This window comes from Pseudomonas sp. OST1909, assembly GCF_015277575.1.
GTDB classification, from domain to species: Bacteria; Pseudomonadota; Gammaproteobacteria; order Pseudomonadales; family Pseudomonadaceae; genus Aquipseudomonas; species Aquipseudomonas synxantha_A.
Genome location: NZ_CP063780.1, coordinates 3028916 through 3048425, shown reverse-complemented (window position 1 = coordinate 3048425; position 19510 = coordinate 3028916). Strand labels below are relative to the sequence as shown.

Annotated in this window: 16 protein-coding genes; 6 read left to right on the top strand and 10 right to left on the bottom strand. The window is 61.2% G+C overall.

What is annotated here, in order from left to right; genetic code table 11:
- Positions 1–21: 21 nt before the first annotated feature.
- From IH404_RS13195 to IH404_RS13170, 6 genes are all read right to left on the bottom strand, one after another.
- Positions 22–1005 carry a TRAP transporter substrate-binding protein gene (locus tag IH404_RS13195; RefSeq protein ID WP_005787905.1) on the bottom strand — a complete coding sequence of 328 codons (984 nt, stop codon included), beginning with the start codon at positions 1003–1005 and terminating at the stop codon, positions 22–24.
- A 146-nt stretch (positions 1006–1151) separates the two neighbouring features.
- On the bottom strand, positions 1152–1967 hold the full coding sequence (locus IH404_RS13190) for a CoA ester lyase (RefSeq protein WP_122732260.1): 816 nt from the start codon (positions 1965–1967) through the stop codon (positions 1152–1154).
- Between the two features lie 14 nt (positions 1968–1981).
- Entirely contained in the window at positions 1982–3175 is a 1194-nt protein-coding gene (locus tag IH404_RS13185; protein ID WP_194440586.1) for a CaiB/BaiF CoA-transferase family protein, read from the bottom strand.
- 10 nt (positions 3176–3185) lie between these two features.
- The gene (locus IH404_RS13180) at positions 3186–4535 is read right to left on the bottom strand and encodes an MmgE/PrpD family protein (protein WP_194440585.1); all 1350 of its coding nucleotides are present in this window, start codon (positions 4533–4535) and stop codon (positions 3186–3188) included.
- A gap of 10 nt (positions 4536–4545) precedes the next feature.
- Complete coding sequence (locus IH404_RS13175; RefSeq protein WP_194440584.1) at positions 4546–5709, bottom strand: acyl-CoA dehydrogenase family protein; 1164 nt, start codon at positions 5707–5709, stop codon at positions 4546–4548.
- A 28-nt stretch (positions 5710–5737) separates the two neighbouring features.
- Positions 5738–6556 carry a MaoC family dehydratase N-terminal domain-containing protein gene (locus tag IH404_RS13170; RefSeq protein WP_005787900.1) on the bottom strand — a complete coding sequence of 273 codons (819 nt, stop codon included), beginning with the start codon at positions 6554–6556 and terminating at the stop codon, positions 5738–5740.
- A gap of 131 nt (positions 6557–6687) precedes the next feature.
- Here IH404_RS13170 and IH404_RS13165 point away from each other — a divergent pair, with 131 nt between their 5' ends.
- The 3 genes from IH404_RS13165 to IH404_RS13155 all read left to right on the top strand — a co-directional run bounded on the left by IH404_RS13165 (position 6688) and on the right by IH404_RS13155 (position 10338).
- On the top strand, positions 6688–7569 hold the full coding sequence (locus IH404_RS13165; RefSeq protein ID WP_005787897.1) for a LysR family transcriptional regulator: 882 nt from the start codon (positions 6688–6690) through the stop codon (positions 7567–7569).
- 137 nt (positions 7570–7706) lie between these two features.
- On the top strand, positions 7707–9530 hold the full coding sequence (locus tag IH404_RS13160) for a serine hydrolase domain-containing protein (RefSeq protein ID WP_194440583.1): 1824 nt from the start codon (positions 7707–7709) through the stop codon (positions 9528–9530).
- A 16-nt stretch (positions 9531–9546) separates the two neighbouring features.
- Positions 9547–10338: a MipA/OmpV family protein gene (locus tag IH404_RS13155; RefSeq protein ID WP_194440582.1), complete on the top strand. Its 792-nt coding sequence runs from the start codon at positions 9547–9549 to the stop codon at positions 10336–10338.
- 50 nt (positions 10339–10388) lie between these two features.
- Here IH404_RS13155 and IH404_RS13150 read toward each other — a convergent pair whose 3' ends face one another.
- The gene (locus tag IH404_RS13150; RefSeq protein WP_194440581.1) at positions 10389–11666 is read right to left on the bottom strand and encodes an ATP-binding protein; all 1278 of its coding nucleotides are present in this window, start codon (positions 11664–11666) and stop codon (positions 10389–10391) included.
- On the bottom strand, positions 11667–12374 hold the full coding sequence (locus tag IH404_RS13145) for a response regulator (protein WP_194440580.1): 708 nt from the start codon (positions 12372–12374) through the stop codon (positions 11667–11669).
- 157 nt (positions 12375–12531) lie between these two features.
- Here IH404_RS13145 and IH404_RS13140 point away from each other — a divergent pair, with 157 nt between their 5' ends.
- The gene (locus tag IH404_RS13140; protein ID WP_194440579.1) at positions 12532–13731 is read left to right on the top strand and encodes an MFS transporter; all 1200 of its coding nucleotides are present in this window, start codon (positions 12532–12534) and stop codon (positions 13729–13731) included.
- On the opposite strand, the gene miaE is transcribed toward IH404_RS13140, so the two are convergent.
- Positions 13687–14289, bottom strand: a complete 603-nt coding sequence (miaE, locus tag IH404_RS13135) for a tRNA isopentenyl-2-thiomethyl-A-37 hydroxylase MiaE (protein ID WP_005787889.1) — start codon at positions 14287–14289, stop codon at positions 13687–13689. The genes IH404_RS13140 and miaE overlap by 45 nt on opposite strands.
- A gap of 147 nt (positions 14290–14436) precedes the next feature.
- Here miaE and IH404_RS13130 point away from each other — a divergent pair, with 147 nt between their 5' ends.
- A complete protein-coding gene (locus tag IH404_RS13130; RefSeq protein ID WP_194440578.1) occupies positions 14437–15300 on the top strand; it encodes a universal stress protein in 864 nt (287 codons plus the stop codon).
- A 528-nt stretch (positions 15301–15828) separates the two neighbouring features.
- On the opposite strand, the gene IH404_RS13125 is transcribed toward IH404_RS13130, so the two are convergent.
- Positions 15829–16296, bottom strand: a complete 468-nt coding sequence (locus IH404_RS13125) for a DUF1289 domain-containing protein (RefSeq protein WP_005787885.1) — start codon at positions 16294–16296, stop codon at positions 15829–15831.
- A gap of 396 nt (positions 16297–16692) precedes the next feature.
- On the opposite strand from IH404_RS13125, the gene acnB reads away from it, so the two are divergent.
- Positions 16693–19302 (top strand): bifunctional aconitate hydratase 2/2-methylisocitrate dehydratase, encoded by a 2610-nt coding sequence (acnB, locus tag IH404_RS13120; RefSeq protein ID WP_005787883.1) that lies wholly within the window; start codon positions 16693–16695, stop codon positions 19300–19302.
- The last annotated feature ends 208 nt before the right edge of the window (positions 19303–19510 follow it).

The window sequence follows — 19510 nt, the reverse complement described above, 5'->3', positions numbered from 1 at the left end:
GGACCTCAGTACGCCCTGGGACTATTGGTTGGAAGCGTCCGCTGCCTTGATCAGCTCAGCCCCGATCTGGCCTTCGAACTTCTGCCACACCGGGCGCATGGCTTCGCGCCAGAGCGTGCGTTGCTCGGGGGTCAGTTCGATGATCTCGCTGGTCTTGGCATCGATGATCTTCTGCCTGGCCGACTGGTTCAGCGCTTCGGCCTGCTTGTTCACCTCGACAGTGACTTCGGCCATGATCTGCTCCAGCGTGCTGCGCACATCCGGCGCCAGGCCGTTCCAGAACTTGGCGTTGGTGATCACCATGTAGTCGATCAGGCCATGGTTGGACTCGGTGAAATACTTCTGCACCTCGTTGACCTTCTGGCTTTCATAGTTCGACCAGGTGTTCTCAGTGCCATTCACGGTGCCGGTCTGCAAGCCCTGGTAAACCTCGGCAAAGCTCATCTTGCGCGGGTTGGCGCGGATCGCCTTGAACTGCTCTTCAAGCACGCTGGAGGCTTGCACGCGAAACTTCAGACCACGGGCGTCCTTGGGTTCGTGCAGGGCCTTGTTGGCGGAGAGTTGCTTGAGGCCGTTGTGCCAATAGGCCAGGCCGAGAATGTTCTTGTCCTGCATCGCAGTCAGCAGTTGCTTGCCCTGGGCGGCCTGGAAACGGTCGACGGCAGCCAGGTCGTTGAACAGGAACGGCAGGTCGTAGATCTGCACCTGTTTGGTGTACTGCTCGAACTTGGCCAGGGACGGCGCCAGCATCTGCACGTCACCCAACAACAATGCTTCCATTTCCTTGCCATCGCCGAACAGCGACGAGTTGGGGTACACCTCGACCTTGACCTTGCCGGGCAGACGTTCTTCGGCGAGCTTCTTGAACAGCAGCGCGCCCTGGCCTTTGGGCGTGTTCTCGGCCACCACGTGGGCGAACTTGATCACAATCGGGTCAGCCGCCTGGGCCAGGCCCGCGGCGAACAAGGTGGCGGCGCACAGCAGCGCCCGAGAAAGCTTGAGCATGGGAAATCACCTTCTTATTGTTGTGTTGTAAGGCAAGGTGCCTGATGTGCTGCGTGTTGAGAATTTCGAATTTTAGATACCTGCGTTCGGCCTGGCCGAACACCAACCTCAAGGAACATGTAGCTCCTGTGGGAGGGCTTATCCAGTCAGGGTTGGGCAGCCAGCAGTCTTTGTGCCCGCAGCAACACTGGCGCATCCACCATCTGCCCATCAATCTGATAGGCCCCTGCCCCATGGGCACCGGCCTCTACCACGCGCGTGGCCCAGGCCAGTTCTTCAGCGCTGGGCGCCAACGCCTGGTGAATCACCGGAACCTGCCTGGGATGGATACACAACGCCCCGGCAAAGCCCATTTCATAGGCGTGCCGGATCGAACTGCGCAGGCCCTCAGGGTCGTCGATGGCCGGATGTACGCCGTCCAGCGGTGCCACCAGGTTGGCGGCGCGGGAATGCACGATCAGTGACAGGCGCGCCTGGTCGAGGGCGAACTCAGCAGCGCGGGAATGGCTGCTCAGGTTCAGATCCAGGGCCAGGTCCAAGCCACCGAACGACAGCCGCTCCACCAGCGGGGCATGGGCAATCTCGGCCACCGCCAACAAGCCGCGAGCGCTTTCGATGATCGGCCAGATGGGTTTGCCGGTGGCCGCCACTACGGCGACCTGGGCTGCGCTCTCGACCTTGGGTAGCAGCACACCCGCGACATTTGCATGAGCCTTGCAGAACGCTACATCCTCAAAATGCTCGACGTGTTCCGGCGCATTGATGCGCACCCACACCCGGGCTTCGGGGTGGGCCTGCAGGAACATCCCGAGGTTGTCCCGGGCCTGGCGCTTGAGCGGCTCTTCCACGGCGTCTTCAAAATCCACAATCACTGCGTCGGCGCCGCTGGCCAAGGCTTTGGCGAACCGCTCCGGGCGGCTGCCCGGCACAAACAATGCTGAACGTACTAAGGGCTTTGGCATCGCACACTTCCTGATCAGATAACGCCGCGCGCACGCAGGCTGTCGATGGCTTCACCGGTATAACCCAGCTGGTCGAGAATGCCCTGGCTGTGTTGCCCCAGCGCCGGCACGCCATCCATGCGTGGAGTAAACGCAGCGTTACGCGCCGGTGGCAGCAGCGAGGGCAACGGCCCGGCCGGGCTGTCGACTTCACGCCAGCTGTCGCGGGCCTTGAGTTGAGGGTGGGCCCATACGCCTTGCATATCGTTGACCCGCGCGCTGGCGATCTGCGCATCCTCCAGACGCTGAATCACCGCCTCGGCGTCCAACCGGGCAAAACTGTCCACGATAATCTGGCGCAGCGCCTCGCGGTTGGCCGAACGCTTGAAGTTGGCGCTGAAACGTTCGTCCGTCGCCAGCGCTGGAGTGAGCAGTACCTTGTCGCAGAACGCCGCCCACTCGCGCTCATTCTGCAACCCGAGCATCACCGTGCCGCCATCACCGGTGGGAAACGGCCCATAGGGGTAAATCGTCGAATGTGCTGCGCCCGCACGCGGGGGCGGCGGCGCGCCGTCGAAGGCGTAATACATCGGGTAGCCCATCCACTCCACCAGGCTTTCCAACATGCTCACATCGATACGGCTGCCCTTGCCGGTTGTGCCCCGCAGCAGCAACGCCGAAAGAATGCCGCTGTAGGCGTACATGCCCGCGGAGATATCCGCGATGGAGCAACCGGCCTTGGCCATCTGCTCATCACCCGGGCCGCCAGTCACCGACAGGAAGCCGCCTTCGCTCTGGATCAGCAGGTCGTAGGCTTTCTTTTTCTCGTAGGGCCCGCCTTCGCCATAGCCGGAAATATCGCAGACGATCAGCCTTGGAAAACGTTGATGCAGTGCCTCGAACGACAAGCCCATGCGCGCCGCCGCGCCGGGTGCAAGGTTTTGCACCAGCACATCGGCATCGGCCAGCAGCGCTTCAAGGATGGCGCCCGCCTCGTTCTGCTTCAGGTCCAGGGTCAGGCTTTCCTTTGAACGGTTGGTCCAGACGAAATGCGATGCCAGGCCGCGCACGCGTTCGTCATAGCCCCGGGCAAAGTCACCGGCACGGGGGCGCTCGACCTTGATCACGCGGGCGCCGAGATCGGCCAATTGGCGGGTACAGAATGGCGCGGCAATCGCGTGTTCCAGGCTGACAACCGTGATGCCGTCCAGCGGTCGTTGATTACTCATGACAAATTCCTCAAAGCCAATGGGCCATGGACACGGTGTTACGCAGGTTCCATACCTGCTCGATCAGGCCACTGGCCTGGGCGGAGGTACGGGCGCCGCTGAAGTGAGTCAGGCGTTGGAACTTATCCGCCAGTTCGGCGCGGCTCAGGGTGTTGCCCGGGTCGCCCTTGGGCTCGTCGATGGCGCCGTGCAGCGTGCGGCCATCGGTGGTGGTGACGGTGACGCGGCCCAGCCAGCGTTGCGGATAGGCGCTATCGACCTCGGGATCGAGGGTCATGCTGACCTTGTCGCGAAAGGCCGCGACCGCAGGGTCGGTCAACGCCAGTTCATGGAACTCGGGCAACCCTGCTTTGCCATGCACCGCGATCAGGCCAAGCACGGTGCCCATGGAGAATTTGGCCTGGTGCACGGTGGCCGGCACCGTCACCCGGCCAAGCACATCGATTGCGCCTTGATGCACGCGGGTTTCCACTCGGCAGATCTGCGCCGCGCTCAAGCCTTCACGCTGCATCACGTCCAGTAGCGCATCCGCAGCGGGATGGGTGTGGCGGCAGGAAGCGTGGAACTTGAACGAAGTTTCCACCAGCGCCCAGCGGCTCCCCAAGTCAGCCGACAACTTGCTCGGTTCTGAATCACTCGACATGCCCGCCGCCAAGCCTTGATCGCCTTCAAGGATATTGCGCGCACCGGTCAATCCATCGGCTGTCAGGTAAGCCGCCAGCAAGCCATCCGCTGCGGCTTTGGCCGTGTGCAGTTGCTTGGAGTCGGCGGCATCGCGCAAGAACTCCCACAGCCCTGCCGCTTGAGTGCCGGCACTGCCGAGCAGGTTGATGAACTGTTCCTGGTTGAAGTCGAGCAATTTGCCCACGGCGACCGCCGCCGCCAGGGTGCCGACGGTGGCCGTGGTGTGGAAGATGCGGTAGTGCGAGCGGCCCAGGAACTCGCCGATGCGAATCCCGGCTTCATAACCGGCCACCGCAGCCAGCAACAGATCGCGACCCGATTTGCCCAGGTCCTGGGCGGCCGCCAGCGCGGCGGGAAACACCACCGTGGCCGGGTGCAGCACCGAACTGTTGTGCAGGTCATCCTGCTCCACCAGGTGCGACGATGCCGCGTTGACCAGTGCCGCAAAATACGCGCTGCTGCTGGCGCCGCTGACGATCACCTGGGCCGGGCCGCTGCCGGGCCCCATCGTCTGCGCATAGCGCTCGAACAGGGGAATCGGGTGTGCGCCCTGGCTGGCCAGCGCCGAGGCGAGCCAATCCAGATACAGCTCCTCGATGCGATCCAGTACGTGCTCGGGCAACTGCGAGTAGGTCAGATCAGCGAGGAATTGGCACAGGGCTTGGGTATGACGCATGCTCAGGCCCTCAGAAACTGCGTGGCAGTTCGAGCAGATGCTCGGCCACGTAGGACAGGATCAGGTTGGTGGAAATCGGCGCCACCTGGTACAAGCGCGTCTCGCGGAATTTGCGTTCCACGTCGTATTCGCAGGCAAAACCAAAGCCACCGTGGGTTTGCAGGCAAGCGTTGGCTGCTTCCCACGACGCCTTGGCCGCCAGGTACTTGGCCATGTTGGCGCTGGCCCCGGCGTTCTTGCCGCTGTCGTATTCCTCGCAGGCACGCCAGCGCATCAGGTCGGCGGCTTCGATCTCGATATGCGCTTCGGCAATCGGGAATTGCACGCCCTGGTTCTGCCCGATGGGCCGGCCAAATACCACGCGGTCGCGGGCATAGACGCTGGCCTTTTCGATAAACCAGCGGCCGTCGCCGATGCACTCGGCGGCGATCAGGGTGCGCTCGGCATTGAGGCCATCGAGGATGTATTTGAAGCCCTTGCCCTCTTCGCCAATGAGGCTGTCGGCCGGCAGTTCCAGGTTGTCGAAGAACAGCTCGTTGGTCTCATGGTTGACCATATTGGCGATGGGCTGCACGGTCAGGCCGTTACCGATGGCCTCGCGCAGGTCGACCAGGAAGATCGACATGCCTTCGGACTTTTTCTTCACCTCGGCCAGGGGCGTAGTGCGCGCCAGCAGGATCATCAGGTCGGAATGCTGCACTCGAGAGATCCAGACTTTCTGACCGTTGATCACGTACTTGTCGCCGCGTTTGATCGCGGTGGTCTTGATCTTGGTGGTGTCAGTGCCCGTGGTGGGCTCGGTGACGCCCATTGATTGCAAGCGCAGTTCACCGCTGGCGAGCTTGGGCAGGTAGAAGCGCTTTTGCGCCGCGCTGCCGTGACGCAACAGGGTGAACATGTTGTACATCTGGCCATGCACGGTGCCGGAGTTACCGCCGCAACGGTTGACCTCTTCGAGGATCACCGACGCTTCGGCCAGGCCCAGGCCGGAACCGCCGTACTCTTCGGGGATCATTGCCGACAGCCAGCCGGCAGCGGTCAGGGCCTTGACGAAGGCTTCGGGGAAGCCTTTGTCTTCGTCGATCTTGCGCCAGTAGGCGGTATCGAACTCGGCGCACAAGGCGCGCACGCCTTCGCGGATAGCATTGAGTTCTTCGTTGTCATTGGGGTTCATGCGCGGCTCTCCGCCTGTTGTTCTTGGGTTATTCGAAATGCACCTGGGCGGTCTGCGCCAGACCTTCAGCGTTGCCAGCCCAAAGTTCTGCGACGCCGGTTGCGCTGATGCGCCCGCCTACTTCAAACGGCTGCGGTGCAATCAACGGGCGCACGCCGCGATAGATGAAACGGCGCAGCGTGGCTTCAGGGTGCGCCCGGCAGAACGCACGCAGGCTCAAGGTGGCGATCAGTGGGCCATGCACCACCAAGCCGCTGTAGCCTTCAGTGGCGGTGACATAGGGATAGTCGTAATGGATGCGGTGGCCGTTGAAGGTCACGGCGCTGTAGCGGAACAGCAGGGTTGGTGTCGGTTCCACCGCTTCTGTCCATTCGCCCCGAACCAGAACATCGCCGCTGCCGGGTTTGGGCGGCGTGGGCTCGCGATAGACGATGTCCTGTTCCTCGCGGATCGCCAGGCGCCCGGCCTGGGAATAGTCGTGGCGCACCGTGACAAACAACAGCGAACCGGTGCGACCGGTCTTTTCTTCGACCTGAGTGATGGTAGACACGCGGGTCGCCGCCTCGCCGGCCCGCAGCGGGTGCACAAACTCGATACGCCCACCGGCCCACATGCGATTACGGTTATCGGCCGGTGGCAGGAACCCGCCGCGCGCCGGGTGGCCATCGCTGCCCAGGGCCGACTCCGGCAGCGGGTCCTGGAAAAAGCACCATTGCCACAATGCGGGTACGGCTGCACCGTCGGCAGGCACCCCTTCACCGAACGTGGCGGCGATGCGCTTGAGCAGGTTATGGCTCAGGTGGTCGTGGGCGGTCTCGCTTCGGCCGATCCAATCAGTGGCGCTCATCGGGTGCAGATCCTCAGGCAGTGGGTGTCTGCTGCCGATCATGCAAGGGACTGCCCGTTCTGAGAATTTGCATTTCAATAAACCAGCGTTCGGTTATGCTGAACGCCGCCACCCTGTACCGGGAGTCTTGCATGCACTTTGATCTCGCCGACCTGCGCCTGTTTATCCATATCGCCGAATCCCCCAGCCTGACCCAGGGCGCCAGGCGCGCGTTTCTGTCGCCGGCTGCCGCCAGTGCGCGGATCAAGGCCCTGGAAGGTCAGCTCGATACTCGCCTGCTGTACCGCGACAGTCGTGGCGTGGAGATCACCCCGGCGGGCGAACGCCTGTTGCACCATGCGCGATTGATCATGCGTCAGGTGGATTACCTGAAAAGCGAGTTCACCCAATACGGCGTGGATTCAGCCGGGCATATCCGCATCTTCGCCAACACCACGGCGGTCACCGAGTTCTTGCCGGAAGTGCTGGCGGGCTTTTTGTCCCAGCGCCCAGGCGTGACCGTCGACCTGCAGGAGCGCCTGTCTCGGGACATCGTGCGCGGCGTACTCGATGGCACCAGCGACATGGGCATTATTGCCGGCCCCGTGGAAGCGGCGGGTTTGCAAGTTCTGCATTTCAGTACGGATGAATTGGTGCTGATGGTGCCCGTCGGGCATCCCTTGGCCGATCAGCCTTCGGTCACCCTCGAACAAACCCTCGCCTACCAGCATATCGGCCTGCATGAAGGCAGCACGCTGCTGAGTTTCCTGCGCGAACATGTCGAGCGCCTGGGCAAGCAGTTGTCGCTGCGCATCCAGGTGTCGAGCTTCGAGGCGATCTGCCGGATGGTCGAGGCCGGCGTGGGCATCGGGATCATTCCCGAGTCCGCCGCCCAGCGCCACAGCCGCACCATGCAGTTGGTGACGGTGAAGCTGGACGAGCCTTGGGCGATTCGCGAGCGCAGCATTCTGGTGCGCGAGCTGGAGGCATTGCCGGGGACCATTCGGGCACTGATCGCCACATTGATGCCCTGATCTTGTAGGCGCGAGCAAGCTCGCGCCTACAGTTGGCCGTTAACAGTCTTTGACAGTTTCCCGACAAAGCACTCAAAGATTCTCAGCCCCCGCCGCCCTAGCATTCCAGCATCCAAATCATCATTCGGGTGCTCTTGATGTTTCGCAGACTGCGCGGTATTCCGCTATTGGGTTGCCTGCTGAGCAGTATCGGTTGCCACTCGCAACCGCCTGCTCCGCCGCCGATTCAAAAAGGCGATTACGGCGCGATCATCCGTTACCTGCAAACCCGCATACCCCGGGAGATGGTCCGGGAAAATGTGGCAGGCTTGTCGATTGCCCTGGTCAATGGCCAGGAGTTGATCTGGGCCCGAGGCTTTGGCCTGGCCGACAAGGCCCAGGGCGTGCCGGTGACGCCCAACACGGCGTTTCGCGCCGGGGGGATTTCCAAACTGATCACCGCCACGGCGGCGTTGCAGTTGGTGGAGCAACAGCGCCTGGCACTGGATGCACCGATCCAGCAAACCCTGCGTGAGTTTTACGTACGCTCGCGCTTTCATGACGACCAGGCCGAAGCAGATCGCGCCATCACGTTACGGCGTTTGCTCAGCCATCAATCCGGCCTGCCCAGTGAGCACCTGCGTGACCTGCACAGCACCTATGCCATGGGGCAGATGCCGATGCGCGTGTCGGGCGTATGGCTGAGCAGCCCGCCCGGTTTTCAGGTGGCCTATTCCAACCTCGGCTACTCGCTGGTGGGTGCCGCCATCGAGCGCAGCAGCGGCAAAAGCTTCGAAGCCCAGCTACAAAGCAGCCTCTTGACCCCCTTGCATATGAACCAGTCCAGTTTCCTCGGCACCGGTGCGCAATTGAGCTTTCGCGCCCTGGGTTATGAGGACGGCAACGCCAGCACCGACGCCCAGGTACGCGACCTTGCCGCCGGTGGCCTGTGGGCCAGCCCCAAGGATCTGAGTCACTACGTGCAGATGTTGTTTGCCAAAGGCACCTACAAGGGCAACCGCGTGCTGGGCAGCGCTTCAATAGATCAAATGTTCACCCAGCAAAACACCGGCAACGCCTTGGATTTTGACTGCCAGATGGGCCTGGGCTGGTTTCTGGCGCCATGCGGTGACGAGCCGATTACCCCTGGGGTGCGTACTTACCAGCACAGCGGCGGCGGCGATGATTTTGCCGCCCAGTTGACCCTGCTGCCGGACCAGCAACTGGCCGTGATCATCATGGCCAACGACAGCAATGCCGAAGAGATGGTGGTGTCGTTGGCCACCGACAGCCTGCGCCTGATGCTTGAGGCACACACCGGCGAGCGCGCCTGCGCCGACGACTGCCGGGCTCCCAGCCACGGTCTGAAACTGCGCCACGTGCCAGCGGCCGTCGACCGCAAGCGCCTGGCAGGGTTCTACGCGACCCCCTGGGGCATATTCCGTATCAAGGATGACCGTGAGCGCCTGGCCGGCGAACTGGCCGGCTACACCTTCGACTTGCTACGCGATGACCAGGGCTGGCTGCGTGCGCAGAAAAAGGTCCTGGGTTTTTGGCTCAAGGACCTGGGCGACCTGGGTCGCATCCAGCTTGATGTAGTGACGGTACAAGGCCGGCAGATGCTCACGGCCCGCAGCCACGGCCAACGCATTGCCATCGGTGAGCGCATCGAGCCGCCGACCCTGTCTACGGCTTGGGCCGACACCATCGGCACCTATCAGGTACTCAATAGCCATGAACCCGACGCACCGTTGAGCGGTATCAGCGTGCGCCTGGAAGACGGCTTCCTGGTGATCCGCGGCCAATTGCACGACGAGCCACTGACTGACTACATCCTGCTGCCGGTCGACAACGCCCACGCGGTACTCGCCGGCACCGGCTACGGCCTGGGCGACACCGTCAGCCGCCAGGTCAACGGGCTGAGCGCTTCGGGTTATTCCTTCAAACGCACCCAGTCCCCCCACACACCCTTGAATTTCTAACCTGGAGAAACACCTGATGCACGCAAAAAACCTGTGCCTGTCAGTGACCTCACTGTGCCTGCTTGCCGCCGCCGACACGGCGCTTGCCGAAGACTGGCAATACAGCCTCAAGGCCGGCATAGCCAACGCCCCCCGCTACAGTGGCAGCGACGAACGCATGACGGCGCCTGTGCTGGGCGGCAAAATCATCAGCCCTTGGGGCGTCTTCCTCGACACTGATACGGGCCTGGGCTGGGGTTACGAAGGCAATGCCTTGAGCTTCAGCGCATACATTGGCGCAAGCGATTCGCGCAAGGATAAAAACGAAAGCATGCATGCCGGTTCCAAACGCCTCAAAGGCATGGGCGAGATCAAATCACGCCCGCAACTGGGGGTGAGTGCCGCCTACAACCTCGGCGGCGTGATCATCGGTGCCACCCTGGAACATGCGCTTGAAGAAGATAAACACAAGGACACCGGCAAGGCTTTTACCCACGTGGAGTTGAGCTTGGGTACCAATCTGTATGAGGGGCGCTTCGGTTCCGTCGATGCTGCCATCAACAGCCACTTTGGTGACCGTGACTACCTGCAGACCTGGTACGGCGTGACCACCGGCCAAGCCGCGCGCAGCCGCTTCAAGGGATATAAGGCCAGCGGCGGCAATATCAGCAATGGCATGAACCTTACGTGGAGCTTGCCAATCAGCGAGCACACACAGTTCTCGACGTTGCTGGATGTGCAGTACCTGGCGGATAAAGCGGGCAAGAGCCCGATTGTGGAGCGCCGCTTGCAGACGTCGGTGATGGGGATGGTGGAATACACCTTCTGATTCAAATTGGTAACCCAATCCAAATGTGGGAGGGGGGTATTCAAAAGGTGTTACTCGGCATACGCCCAGGTCATCCGAAACGACGCCCCTCCCCACTCCGAATCCAGCACTTCCACGTGCCCTCCATGCCACTGGCTGACGCGCTTGACCAACGCCAGGCCCAAGCCAAACCCTCCCGTGCGGCGGTCGCGGCTGGCGTCGAGGCGCAGGAAGGGTTCGAAGATCTTGGTGCGACCCTCCAGCGGCACGCCTGGGCCATCGTCATTGACCCGTACTTCATAGCCGTTGCCGAACTTGACCAGCGACACTTCCACGCGGCGATCGGCATAACGGATGGCGTTACGCAGCAGGTTGATCACCGCCCGCGCCATAAAGCGTGGCTCGATGCGGATAAAGTCGACCTCACAGGTACGCAGCGATAACTGCACCCCCTGTGCTTCGGCCTCCAGGGCCACACTGCCGATCACGCTGTCGAGCCAGCTGTGGGCTTCGATGTTCTCGCGGGTGACCTGGGTGGCACCGCGCTCCAGGCTGGCGTAGGTCAACAGTTCGGAAACCATTTCTTCCAGCTCGCCGAGGTCGGCATACATATCGGCAATCAACTCGCTGCTTTGGCCTGGATCGATCTGCTGGCGCAGTTGGTCAAGTTCAAACGACAAGCGCGCAATCGGCGTGCGTAGCTCATGAGATACGGCGTTGGTGAGTTCGCGCTGGTTGGCGATCAGGCTCTCGATACGCTCGGCCATCTGGTTGAAGTGCCCGGCCAGTTCGCGCACGGTGGAACGCCTTGGCAACAGGATGCGTGAGCCGAGGTCATTGTCACCAAAACGTTGCGCCGCCAGGCGGATATGCTCCAGGTCACGCCAGTGCGGGCGTACCCAGAAATACAGGACGATGGCCAGGCCTGCGCCCAGAAAGCCATAAGCCCACAAATACAGCCATTTGGGTTCTTCCGGCAGCTGGATCTCCAGTAATTGCGGGCCGCCGTCAATCGCTGACAGGAACTTCATAAAATCCTCGCGTACCACCACTTGGTCACTCGCCAGGAGTTTCTGTTCGCGCTCGCTCAGGTGCTGGGCGTCGCGCTGCACCAGTTTCAGGCGCAAGCCATAATGCGGTTGCAGCTCAGCCAGGCGTGCCTGGCGCGCCTCTCCCTGTACCGGTCGCAATTGTTCCACCAGGGCCCACGCCGGGCCGCGCAAGGCTTCACGGTTATAGGTCTCGTTGGACTCGGGCATGTACGCGTCCAGGCCATAGTTGACCAGCCAGACCGACCCGGCCAGGCCGAGCGCGAGGATCACATAGAGGCGCAGATACAAGCGCAGCATCTAAACCTCCCACGCGAACGGATTGAACAGGTAACCCTTGCCCCAGATGGTTTTGATGCACACCGGCTCGCGTGGGTTGTCGTTGAGCTTGCCGCGCAATTTGCTGATGTAGACGTCAACGCTGCGATTGAGGCCATCAAAGGCAATGCCACGCATACGGTTGAGGATGTCATCGCGCGAGAGGATCTTGCCCGAGCTGCTGGCCAGTAACCACAGCAACTCGAACTCCATGGTCGTCAGGTCGATGGTCTGACCGCCCAGGCTGACGCCCCGGCAGCTGCGATCAATCGACAAGCGGCCGAACTCCAGGGCACCCCGCGCCGCGGGCTCGGGCACCTGGCGGCGCTGCAACGCACGCAAACGCGCAAGCAGCACTGGCGGCTTGATCGGCTTGATCACGTAATCGTCAGCCCCGGACTCAAGGCCCAGGATATGGTCCAGATCGTCTTCCTTGGCTGTCAGGATCACGATGGGCGTGTCTGACACAGTGCGAATTTCGCGGCAAACATGCAGCCCGCTCTGGCCTGGCAGCATCAAATCGAGCACGACAATCCTGGGTTTGAAGTCCAGGAACGCTGCCAGGGCTTCATCGCCCCGGTGCACGACACGCACCTCAAAACCATGCTGCGACAGGAACTGCGCGATCAGCCCCGCCAGCTTTTCATCGTCCTCAACGAGCAGGACCTTGCCCAGACCCAGGTTTTCCATAAGTTCTCAGTGTAGAAACGCAGATTGAAGTGCGCGCATTATAGGTGGCAAGCAGGCGCACAGAAGCAGCTGGCCAGTACGAGCCGATGAAGCTTCATGCTTTTAAGAGTTTTTAACAAATAGCCTGCAATCTTTAACGCCATTCACAAGGAGTTGTATGCGCAAGGATTACCTGGCGTTCTTCGTTTCGCTGTTCCTCTCGCGGCTGGCCGACCAGATCCTGCTGTTCATCGTGCCGCTGATCGTGTTCCAGACCACGCAAAGTGTGTCGTGGGCGGGCCTGGCGTTTTTTGTCGAATCGCTGCCGCGCTATCTGGCATTTCCGGTGTGCGGAGCCTTGTGCGACAGGTTTTCACCCGTACGCATTCTGCATATCAGCCAGGTGTATCGCGCGCTGGCCTGCGTGGTGGCGGTGGCGCTGTATAGGCTGTTCGACGGGATCCATTGGCTGGTGATGCTGTCCGCGTTGTGCGGGGTATTGACCACTCAGGGCATCATGGCGCGGGAGGTGGTGATGCCGCATGTCTTCCAGCATTACACCTACGCCAAGACCTTGTCCTATTCGCAGATTGCCGACCAGAGCGGCCTGGTGCTCGGGCCGTTGCTGGCAGCGCTGATGCTGCAGGTTTGGGCCTGGCCCTGGGTGGTGCTGGCCATCGCCGCACTGTTTGTTCTCGCTGACCTGGCAATGCTGATCTGGCAGCGCAACACCACGGTGAGCCTGCAAAGCCATGGGCAGCCCCCGGGTATCTGGCTGCAACCGCTGCGCACCGCGTTTGGCCACATCCGCAACCTGGTGGAACTCAAGCGCATCATCATTCTGGCAGTCGGCGTGAACCTGATTATCGGGGTCACACTGGCCACCTCGGCCGCCATGGTTACCGGCCAATACGCCGCCGACAAGGATGCCTACGCCCTGCTGCAAGCCGCCGGCGCGCTGGTCACCATCGGGATTCTGTTTTACCTGGCACGCTCATCACTGCCGTTGAAAGTAATGGGTGGGCTGTCGTATTCGATGATTGCAGTCGGCGCGCTGATCACCGCCGTCAGCCCCGGTGTGTGGGCGTATGCCGTGGGCTTTTTGCTGGTGACCGGCTTTGACAAGATGTTCAACGTGTACCTGCGCAGCACCCGTCAAAAAGTGATCCCGGTGCAGGATTTCGGCAAGACGGTAGGCGTGATCACCTTGCTCAACAACCTGCCGCAGCCGTTGGCGGGCCTGATGATCGCCGTGCTGGCAGCGCCGTTGGGCACGCAAACGGTGATCCTGCTGCTCGCCGGGATCACCGCCTTGATCGGCGTGGCGGTGGCCTCAGGCTGGCACGCCACTGTGAAAGCGGAACTCGATGTCGGGTGATTCGATCAGCTCCTGCTCGGCCGCCCTCACCCGCTCGATCACCTGGGCGATGTCCTTGGCGTCGCCATACTGGTAGGCCAGCTTCAAGTAACCCTGGAAGTGCCGGGCTTCGCTTTTGAGCAAACCGAAGTAGAACTTGCCGAGCTCTTCGTCCAAATGCGGCACCAATGCTTCGAAACGCTCGCAGCTGCGTGCTTCGATAAAGGCGCCGACTACCAGGGTGTCCACCAGCTTGACCGGCTCATGGCTGCGCACCACCTTGCGCAAACCCGAGGCATAGCGGCCCGCGTGCAGTTGGCGCAGTTCGACCTTGCGCTTTTTCATCAGGCGCATGACTTGCTCGTGGTGCACCAGTTCTTCGCGGGCCAGGCGCGACATCATATTGATCAGGTCAACATGGCCGTGGTACTTGGCCATCAAGCTCAGGGCGGTGCTGGCGGCTTTGAATTCGCAGTTCTTGTGGTCGATCAGCAGGGTGTCCTGATCGGCCAGGGCGGCCTGGACCCAGGCGTCGGGGGTGCGGCAGCCGAGGAATTCATGGATTTCGGGCAGGTTCATCGGGCTCACGGGCAAAGGATCACAAAAGGGCGCCGATTATACCGACCCCGCCGCAGACCACCAGCCACCGGCCTTGATGTGCATCAACATGACGTCTGGCGGGCAGCAACTATAGTTGTCGCATGCCCCTTCCTGGAGAACCCGATCATGCAAGCCATCCGCAGCATCCTGGTGGTCATCGAGCCCGAACACTCGGAAAGCCTGGCCCTCAAGCGTGCCAAGCTGATTGCCGGGGTGACCGACGCGCACCTGCATTTGCTGGTCTGCGACAAGAAACACGAGCATTCGGCGCTGTTGAGTGTGCTCAAGGAGGGTTTAAAGAACGACGGTTACAGCGTCACCACCGAACAGGCGTGGAACGACAGCCTGCATGACACCATTATCGAGGTGCAGCAAGCCGAAGGCTGCGGCCTGGTGATCAAACAGCATTTTCCCGACAGCCCGCTGAAAAAAGCCCTGTTGACGCCGGCGGACTGGAAGCTGCTGCGCTACTGCCCCACGCCGGTGCTGTTGGTCAAGACCGCTACGCCATGGGCGGGCGGAGTGATTCTGGCGGCCATCGATGTGGGCAATACCGACAGCGAACACCGCTCACTGCACAATGCGATCATCGACCATGGTTTTGATATCGCCAGCCTGGCCAAGGCGCAACTGCATGTGATCAGCGCCCACCCGTCGCCGATGCTGTCGGCAGCCGACCCGACCTTCCAGCTCAAGGAAACCATCGAGGCGCGCTATCGCGAACAATGCAAGGCATTCCAGGACGAGTTCGACGTGGACGACAGGCACCTGCATATCAAGGAAGGCCCGGCCGATGTGCTGATCCCGCATATGGCCCATCAGCTGCACGCGGCGGTGACCATCATCGGCACCGTGGCCCGCACCGGGATTTCGGGGGCGTTGATCGGTAATACAGCGGAGGTGGTGCTGGATGCGGTGGAAAGTGACGTGCTGGTGCTCAAGCCGCAGACGTTGATGGATCACCTGCAAGAGCTGGCAACCAAACCCTGACACCGACCCTTCAGGCAATGAAGATCAAATGTGGGAGCTGGCTTGCCTGCGATTGCGGTGGGTCAGCTGGCGCATTTGCTTCTGATACACCGCTATCGCAGCATGGGTATCTACACAACTCTGACGTAGCAACCATCAGTAACCACGATGCGAAGCGAGCCGCTCTTGATCTGCTTTTGATCTCAGGCGCCCCGTCAAACCACGCTGGCCGGAATTCGACAGGGATTTGGGGGGTAAACCGGCAGGGATGCCGGTTTAGCCGCCCCGCGCCATGGATGGCGCGTGGCGGCGGCCCCCCAAATCCATGGCGGATTACGGGCACACCGAGCCACAGCGAGGTGCCGAGTGGTGGGGCGAAGGCCTTTTGCTTACTTTTGGGCCTCTCCAAAAGTGAGTCGCTGTAAGAGCGAAACCATAAGCGGCCGTTACCGCAGCAACGGATATGTACTCGGTCTGATCCAACATCCTTGTCGGCTGTCAGGCCGCCTTCGCAGGCAAGCCAGCTCCCACATTGAGCTCGTCAGTCAGTTAGCCCAGCGCATCTTTCAAGAATCCCGGGGCGATATAGCGCTGGTAATGCGCTTCAGAGAGGATAAAGAACTCCCGATCAATCGCATCGCGCAGGTCCGGCAAGGGCCAGTCGCGAAACTCCGGCAACAGCACCATGCCGTACGCCTCAAGGTTATTGATCACCCGCGCCCCGCGTGCGATCAACTGGTAGGCCCAGCAATACTCGGACTGGTGCGGCACGAAGCGAATCTTGCGTTGCTCCAACTGCCCGCGCAGGGTCTTGGGGTCAAACACCTCCACTTTGCCGGCCATCACCTGGACCAGCAGTTGCTCAAGCCTGAGCCAGACTGCACGCTTTTCTTCTTCGTTATAGCCATTCCACTGGATCACTTCGTGGTGGAAGCGCTTGCAGCCGCGGCACACGAGGTCGCCGTAGACCGTGGAGCACAGGCCGACGCAGGGGGTCTTGATGGTTTGGTTGGACATGGGCGATAACACGCAAATCAGCGAAACAGTGCGCCATGTTAGCCCTTTGTCTAAGGTTGATCACCCAGCAAACTTGGCCAGGCAACTTACCTTTAGATTTTTTTTGCCGTAGAATCACCCGGCCTTGTAAGGCGCCAATAATCCGCTGGAAGCTGTTTTCAAAGCGTCACGAGCACAGTCGTTCCTTCAGAACGGTGTTGGCGTGGTTTCGACCCGGTAGGTCAGAGCCCACGCCAACCCTCATCAGCTCCGTTCTGCAGGCGTAAAACTTTGAAAGCAGCTTCTGTAAAGGAATGCCGGCAGCGCTGGCTTTGCGGCCCAAAAAGCCCCTGAGCGCATGCGTGCCGTTCATTTCTGGATGAGCGTCCCGTGGGACCACTGATGAGGGTAATAACTGTGCTTGAAGCCTACCGCAAACATATCGAAGAGCGCGCAGCACTGGGTATCGTTCCCCAGCCGCTTAACGCCGAACAAACCGCAGGCCTGGTCGAGCTGCTGAAAAATCCTCCGGCTGGCGAAGAAGAATTCCTCGTTGACCTGATCACCAACCGCATTCCACCAGGCGTTGACGAAGCTGCCTACGTCAAGGCCGGTTTCCTGTCTGCCCTGGCCAAGGGCGAAGCCACTTCCCCCCTGATCGATAAGAAACGCGCTGTTGAACTGCTCGGCACCATGCAAGGCGGCTACAACATCGTGACGTTGGTCGAGCTGCTGGACGACGCCACCCTGGCGCCCGTCGCGGCCGCCCAACTCAAGCACACCCTGCTGATGTTCGATGCGTTCCACGACGTCGCCGAAAAAGCCCGCAACGGCAACGAACACGCCAAAGGCGTGATCCAGTCCTGGGCTGATGGCGAGTGGTTCCGCAACCGCCCTACCCTGGCCGACAAGATCAGCCTGCGCGTGTTCAAGGTCACCGGCGAAACCAACACCGACGACCTGTCGCCTGCGCCGGACGCCTGGTCCCGCCCTGACATCCCGCTGCACGCCCTGGCCATGCTGAAAATGGCTCGCGAAGGCATCGTGCCGGACGAGCAAGGCAAGACCGGCCCGATGAAGCAGATCGAAGAAATGCGCGGCCAAGGCTTCCCGATCGCCTACGTCGGTGACGTGGTCGGCACCGGTTCGTCGCGTAAGTCGGCCACCAACTCGGTACTGTGGTTCTTCGGTGACGACGTGCCTTACGTGCCGAACAAGCGTGCCGGCGGTTTCTGCTTCGGCAGCAAGATCGCTCCGATCTTCTACAACACCATGGAAGATGCTGGCGCACTGCCAATCGAATTCGACGTCACCAACATGAACATGGGCGACGTGATCGACCTGTACCCTCATGCTGGCAAAGTCTGCAAACACGGCACCGACGAAGTCCTGACCACCTTCGAAATGAAGACTCCGGTACTGTTGGACGAAGTTCGCGCCGGCGGCCGTATCCCGCTGATCATCGGTCGCGGCCTGACCGACAAGGCCCGCGCCGAGCTGGGCCTGGGCCCTACCGACCTGTTCAAGCTGCCTGAAGCGCCTGTCGACACCGGCAAAGGCTTCACCCTGGCACAGAAAATGGTCGGCAAGGCGTGCGGCCTGCCGGAAGGCAAAGGCGTTCGCCCTGGCACCTACTGCGAGCCGAAGATGACCACCGTGGGCTCCCAGGACACCACCGGTCCCATGACCCGTGATGAACTGAAAGACCTGGCGTGCCTGGGCTTCTCGACCGACCTGGTGATGCAGTCGTTCTGCCACACCGCGGCGTACCCGAAGCCGATCGACGTGACCACCCACCACACCCTGCCTGACTTCATCATGACCCGTGGCGGTGTATCGCTGCGTCCGGGCGACGGTATCATCCACAGCTGGCTCAACCGTATGCTGCTGCCGGACACCGTCGGTACCGGTGGTGACTCCCACACCCGTTTCCCGATGGGCATCTCGTTCCCGGCCGGTTCCGGTCTGGTCGCGTTCGCCGCAGCCACTGGCGTGATGCCACTGGACATGCCGGAATCGATCCTGGTGCGCTTCAAAGGCAAGATGAAGCCTGGCATCACCCTGCGTGACCTGGTTCATGCCATTCCTTACTACGCGATCCAGGCTGGCCTGCTGACCGTAGAGAAGAAAGGCAAGAAAAACGCCTTCTCCGGCCGCATCCTGGAAATCGAAGGCCTGAACGACCTGACGCTGGAACAGGCTTTCGAGCTGTCCGACGCCTCGGCTGAACGTTCGGCTGCCGGTTGCACCATCAAGCTGTCCAAAGAGTCCGTTACCGAGTACCTGAACTCCAACATCACCCTGCTGCGCTGGATGATCGGTGAAGGCTACGGCGATGCCCGCACCCTGGAACGTCGCGCCCAAGCGATGGAAGCCTGGGTTGCCAACCCGGAACTGATGGAAGCCGATGCCGACGCCGAATACGCCGAAATCATCGAGATCGACCTGTCGGAAATCAACGAGCCGATCCTCTGCGCGCCTAACGACCCGGACGACGCCCGTCTGTTGTCCAGCGTTGCCGGTGAGAAGATCGACGAAGTGTTCATCGGTTCGTGCATGACCAACATCGGTCACTTCCGCGCTGCCGGCAAGCTGCTGGAGCAGGTCAAGGGCCAGCTGCCGACTCGTCTGTGGCTGTCGCCGCCGACCAAGATGGACGCTCACCAGTTGACCGAAGAAGGCTACTACGGCATCTACGGAAAGGCTGGCGCACGCATGGAAATGCCGGGCTGCTCGCTGTGCATGGGTAACCAGGCACGTGTTGAGCCGAATTCGACCGTTGTGTCGACCTCGACCCGTAACTTCCCGAACCGCCTGGGTGACGGTGCAAACGTCTACCTGGCATCGGCCGAACTGGCGGCAGTGGCCTCTACCCTGGGTCGCCTGCCGACTGTCGAAGAGTACATGGGCTACGCAGCGAAACTGGACACCATGGCCAGTGACGTCTACCGCTACCTGAACTTCGACCAGATCGCCGAGTTCCGCAAGATCGCAGCAAGCGCCAACATCCCGGTGATTCAAGCTTAAGGGTGTGTTGATGTGAAAGACGCCGCGTATCGCAAGGTACGCGGCGTTTTTTATGCCTGGAACTAACCTTTACTGCCAACACAAAACCAATGTGGGAGCTGGCTTGCCTGCGATAGCTATGTATCAGTCATGAATGTAATGACTGACACATAGCTATCGCAGGCAAGCCAGCTCCCACACTTTTAGAGCTGTGCAGTCAGATAGACCG

Bases quoted from the DNA above. Each gene is read 5' to 3' on its own strand.
- IH404_RS13125 (WP_005787885.1), bottom strand. From the start codon at position 16,296: ATGTCCAACCAAACCATCAAGACCCCCTGCGTCGGCCTGTGCTCCACG.
- IH404_RS13165 (WP_005787897.1), top strand. From the start codon at position 6,688: ATGCACTTTGATCTCGCCGACCTGCGCCTGTTTATCCATATCGCCGAA.
- IH404_RS13170 (WP_005787900.1), bottom strand. From the start codon at position 6,556: ATGAGCGCCACTGATTGGATCGGCCGAAGCGAGACCGCCCACGACCAC.
- IH404_RS13190 (WP_122732260.1), bottom strand. From the start codon at position 1,967: ATGCCAAAGCCCTTAGTACGTTCAGCATTGTTTGTGCCGGGCAGCCGC.
- miaE (WP_005787889.1), bottom strand. From the start codon at position 14,289: ATGAACCTGCCCGAAATCCATGAATTCCTCGGCTGCCGCACCCCCGAC.
- IH404_RS13195 (WP_005787905.1), bottom strand. From the start codon at position 1,005: ATGCTCAAGCTTTCTCGGGCGCTGCTGTGCGCCGCCACCTTGTTCGCC.
- IH404_RS13180 (WP_194440585.1), bottom strand. From the start codon at position 4,535: ATGCGTCATACCCAAGCCCTGTGCCAATTCCTCGCTGATCTGACCTAC.
- IH404_RS13185 (WP_194440586.1), bottom strand. From the start codon at position 3,175: ATGAGTAATCAACGACCGCTGGACGGCATCACGGTTGTCAGCCTGGAA.
- IH404_RS13175 (WP_194440584.1), bottom strand. From the start codon at position 5,709: ATGAACCCCAATGACAACGAAGAACTCAATGCTATCCGCGAAGGCGTG.
- IH404_RS13150 (WP_194440581.1), bottom strand. From the start codon at position 11,666: ATGCTGCGCTTGTATCTGCGCCTCTATGTGATCCTCGCGCTCGGCCTG.
- IH404_RS13130 (WP_194440578.1), top strand. From the start codon at position 14,437: ATGCAAGCCATCCGCAGCATCCTGGTGGTCATCGAGCCCGAACACTCG.
- IH404_RS13155 (WP_194440582.1), top strand. From the start codon at position 9,547: ATGCACGCAAAAAACCTGTGCCTGTCAGTGACCTCACTGTGCCTGCTT.
- IH404_RS13145 (WP_194440580.1), bottom strand. From the start codon at position 12,374: ATGGAAAACCTGGGTCTGGGCAAGGTCCTGCTCGTTGAGGACGATGAA.
- IH404_RS13160 (WP_194440583.1), top strand. From the start codon at position 7,707: ATGTTTCGCAGACTGCGCGGTATTCCGCTATTGGGTTGCCTGCTGAGC.
- IH404_RS13140 (WP_194440579.1), top strand. From the start codon at position 12,532: ATGCGCAAGGATTACCTGGCGTTCTTCGTTTCGCTGTTCCTCTCGCGG.